Source organism: Sphingomonas sp. (assembly GCF_031372575.1).
GTDB lineage: Bacteria > Pseudomonadota > Alphaproteobacteria > Sphingomonadales > Sphingomonadaceae > Sphingomicrobium.
Genome location: NZ_JANMLM010000031.1, coordinates 1 through 3998 on the forward strand (window position 1 = coordinate 1; position 3998 = coordinate 3998).

Below are 3998 nucleotides of genomic sequence, written 5' to 3' on the forward strand. Positions count from 1 at the left end.
TGGATATAGGCACCAATCCGGCGCCAAGTCTGCGCAAATCTGCACCGCATCGGATGTTATATAACAAGCGTTTAACGGTGCGGCTGGTAGGGGCGATAATCCTCCGCCAGCCAACATGGGTAACGCGTATCATGACCGACCTCGATCCGTGCCTGGCGGGATGCGATTCCGCTCTTGCGGAGGCCGAGCTGTTGCTGGCGATGCTGGCCGCGACCGGGACCGACGAATCGGCGCTGGTGCCGGTGCGCGCGAGCATCGCCAAGCTGCGCCGCGAAGTCGACCGGCTGCGCGGCCTGAAAGTCGCCCCTTCGCGGAAGAATGCTGATCCATTCTGGATGGAATTGGGCGGCGGGGAGTCACCCTGGACGGCAAATGGAGCGCCGCTGGGCGAGCATCCCTAGGCGGTAAAGTCTTCCAGCCACGGGCCGATCGCGGGCGCCTGCCACCCCGCCGTGGCGCAGAAGCCGCGATTGAGGAAAGTCGGCTTGCCATAGGCCAATGGGCTGCCATCGGGGCCATCGACCCGGCCACCTGCAGCGAGCAATATGGCGTGGCCGGCGGCGGTGTCCCACTCGCTGGTCGGCGACAGGCGCGGGTAAATGTCGGCGCGACCCTCCGCGACAATGCAGAATTTGAGGCTCGATCCGATCGCGACATAACCGCACGCCCCAAGCGCCTGATCGAGATAATCGGCGGTGGCCTGGTTGAAATGCGACTTGGAGGCGACGGCTGCGCGTTCCGACCCGAGGGGACGGGTGGCAATCGGAATGCGCCCCGACAAATCCTCAAGAAAAGCGCCGTCGCCGACGACCCCCGCCCATAACCGGTCGCGGGCGGGCTGGTAGACCACGCCGAGCGTGGGCACGCCATCAACGATCAGCCCGATGTTGACCGTGTAATCATCGCCACCGCGGACAAATTCCTTGGTGCCGTCTAGCGGGTCGACGAGGAAGTAAGTGTCGTCATGCGCGGGGATGCGGCCCTCGGCGACCTCCTCCTCGGCGATGATCGGGACGCCTGGGGCAGCCACGGCCAATGCGCGCAAGATGATTGCTTCGGCGGCGCGGTCGCAGATGGTGACGGGGGAGAGGTCGGACTTGGTCTCGACCTCATAGCCCGCCGTGACGAGCTTGAGGATTTCTGCCCCCGCTTCGCGCGCGGCGGCGACGCAAGCGGTGAGGAGGTTAGAATGGTCCATGCCCAATCCGATTTATCGAGCGACGTCGAGATGGACGTTCGAGCGAAGCCGAGAACCAACGGCCTCGGCTACGCTCGGATTAGTCCCTCGTCTTCGCTCGGGAAGTCGGATGATCAACGTGGCGCCATCCGGATGCCGCCGTCCAGCCGGATGCTTTCCGCATTGAGATAGCTATTCTCGACGATGAACACTGCCAGCCGGGCATATTCCTCGGCCGTGCCGAGGCGCTTGGGGAACGGCACTTGCGCGGCGAGCGCGTCTTGCACCTGCGCGGGCATCATCGCCATCATCGGGGTTTTGAAAATGCCTGGCAGGATGGTGTTGACGCGCACCCCGTCGTTCATCAGGTCGCGCGCGATCGGCAGCGCCATGGCGAGCACCCCGCCCTTCGACGCGGAATACGCCGCCTGGCCGATCTGGCCGTCCTCCGCCGCGACCGACGCGGTGTTGATGATGCAGCCGCGCTCGCCCTCGTCGCTGACCGGATCGAGTCCGACCATGCCATAAGCCGAGCGCGAAATGCAGCGGAAGGTACCGATCAAATTGATCCCGATCGCCAATTCGAACTGGTTCATCGGATAGAGCTTGGGCTCCTTGGTTTCCTTGTCGCGGCCGACGGTCTTGACCGCATTGGCGACCCCGGCGCAATTGACGAGGATGCGTTCCTGGCCATGCGCGGCGCGGGCTTTCTCAAACGCGGCGGCGACCTTGTCATCGCTCATCACGTCGACTTCGCAAAAGATCCCGCCGATCTTCGCCGCGACCTTTTCGCCCTTGTCGGCATCGCGATCGAACACCGCGACCTTGGCACCCTTGGCGGCGAGCGCACGAGCGGTGGCTTCACCAAGCCCCGATGCGCCGCCGGTGACGACTGCTGCTGTACCTTCGATGATCATGTTGCGCTCCATCGCATGTGGGAATTGGCATTGCCCTTCCCCCAAGTCGCGAGCCGACGCAAGTCAGCGCGGCGGTGCGATCACCGCGCAGGCGATGCGGTCGCCGCTATTGCCGCTGGGGTCGGTCGCTTCATCGTCGGCGCGCGCGTGGATCACCAGTGCCGCGCCGTCCTGATCGGCGACATCGCTGCCCGCTGGCAGGTGGAGCATCGCGCGCGCCGTGCCATCCGCGCCGGCGGTGAGATTGCCGAGATCGCCCGCGTGGAAGCCACCCGGGTTGCGGTGACCGTGGAGCTTGGTGGTCGGGTTCCAGTGACCGCCGGCAGTGGTGAAACCCGGGCCGTCGCAGCGACCGACCATGTGGACGTGCACGCCATGCGGGCCGGGCGACAGGCCGGTCGCGCGCAGGTCGAGATGGGTGCCGGTGGGGTCGGTGCGAATGCTGACCTCACCAATGCTCGCGCCGCTTGCATCGATTAGCGGCGCGGTTTGCGTCGGCGATGTGGGGGCGGTGGCACAGGCGGCGAGCGAGGCGATTGCGGGGAGCAGGATCAGGCGAACGATGGTCATTTCTAGAGCTCCTGTTGTCCGACCGACATCCCCGCCAACGCGGGCAGCAAACGATTGTTTCACGCTAATTCTTGTCTGGTTCGATCTTGGCCAACAAAGCATCGACCTGCACCTGCGCGCCCTGGTGGGTATTGAGCTCGGCGACGACCCCGTCGAACGGCGCGACCAGCCCATGCTCCATCTTCATCGCCTCGAGCGTGAGGAGGCGCTGGCCCTTGGTGACGGCATCCCCAGCCGCGACCTCGACCGACGTGACCTTGCCGGGCATGGGAGCGAGGATGGCGCCGTCGCCGGCGTGGGCGCCAACGTTGCCCCGGGGCTCGTGCAGACGGAAGGCATAGGTGGTTCCCAAGTAAGGATGGATTGCTGTGCCATCAATTACATCGGTGAACGCAGGGTCGTAACTGTCGCCGAACTCGAATTCGACGGGCTGACCCTGTGCGTCAGCCAAACGCCACACTCTGGACGGCTGACCATTAAGCCTAAATCCGGAAGTACCTTTCCAAGCTGAGTCCCACGTATCGGGCATAAGCGCTCTTGCCGCGCTATTAAGCACGGCTTCGTTCGGCGCCTCGATTGCTGTCAGGCGCTCAAGATGCTGGCCGATGTAGCCCGTCTGCACCTGCCCGGCGAGAAAGACTTGGTCCCGAAGCAGATTGATAAGAAATGCCGCGTTGGTCCTTACCGGCCAGACCGTGAGATTCAGCAGTTCACCGACGACGCCATCCGCTGCGTCAACGCGATTGTCCGCATGTCCAATGATCTTGGCGATCATGGGGTCGTAGAACGCGCTAATCTCGTCGCCCTCCTCGACACCTGTTTCGATCCGTTCGGCACTGGTGAAGCTATTGAGACTGAAGCGCTTGAGTGGACCCACGCTCGGCAAAAATTCCTTGGTCGGGTCCTCAGCGTAGAGCCGTGCCTCCATTGCCCAGCCGTTGATCGACAGCTCGTCCTGCCGCTTGGGCAGTTTCTCCCCGCTCGCCACCCTCAATTGCCATTCGACCAGGTCGACCCCGGTGATCTCCTCGGTCACCGGATGTTCGACCTGCAGCCTTGTGTTCATTTCCATGAACCAGATGCGGTCGGCGCGTAGGCCTGAGCCCCCGCCTTCCCTATCAGAAGTGTCGGCGATGAACTCGATTGTGCCTGCGCCGACATAATCGACTGCCTTGGCTGCCTTCATGGCCGCCGCGCACAGCTTCTCGCGGGTCGCCTCGTCCATGCCCGGCGCGGGGGCTTCCTCGATCACCTTCTGGTGGCGGCGCTGGAGCGAACAGTCGCGTTCGAACAAATGGACGATGTTTCCGTGGGTATCGCCAAACACCTGCACC

General features: G+C 63.9%; 5 protein-coding genes. 1 reads left to right on the forward strand and 4 read right to left on the reverse strand.

Features of this window, described 5'->3' with window-relative positions; genetic code table 11:
- Positions 1 to 131 precede the first annotated feature (131 nt).
- On the forward strand, positions 132 to 401 hold the full coding sequence (locus tag RMN73_RS02335) for a hypothetical protein (protein ID WP_309601710.1): 270 nt from the start codon (positions 132 to 134) through the stop codon (positions 399 to 401).
- On the opposite strand, the gene cysQ is transcribed toward RMN73_RS02335, so the two are convergent.
- The 4 genes from cysQ to RMN73_RS02355 all read right to left on the reverse strand — a co-directional run bounded on the left by cysQ (position 398) and on the right by RMN73_RS02355 (position 3997).
- Positions 398 to 1198, reverse strand: a complete 801-nt coding sequence (gene cysQ, locus RMN73_RS02340; RefSeq protein ID WP_309601711.1) for a 3'(2'),5'-bisphosphate nucleotidase CysQ — start codon at positions 1196 to 1198, stop codon at positions 398 to 400. The two genes, RMN73_RS02335 and cysQ, sit on opposite strands and share 4 nt — an antisense overlap.
- Positions 1199 to 1311: 113 nt before the next feature.
- Complete coding sequence (locus RMN73_RS02345) at positions 1312 to 2094, reverse strand: SDR family oxidoreductase (RefSeq protein ID WP_309601712.1); 783 nt, start codon at positions 2092 to 2094, stop codon at positions 1312 to 1314.
- 63 nt (positions 2095 to 2157) lie between these two features.
- Positions 2158 to 2664, reverse strand: coding sequence for a superoxide dismutase family protein (locus tag RMN73_RS02350; protein ID WP_309601713.1), 507 nt, complete (start codon positions 2662 to 2664; stop codon positions 2158 to 2160).
- Between the two features lie 64 nt (positions 2665 to 2728).
- A complete protein-coding gene (locus RMN73_RS02355) occupies positions 2729 to 3997 on the reverse strand; it encodes a biotin/lipoyl-containing protein (RefSeq protein ID WP_309601714.1) in 1269 nt (422 codons plus the stop codon).
- Between the last annotated feature and the right edge of the window lies 1 nt (position 3998).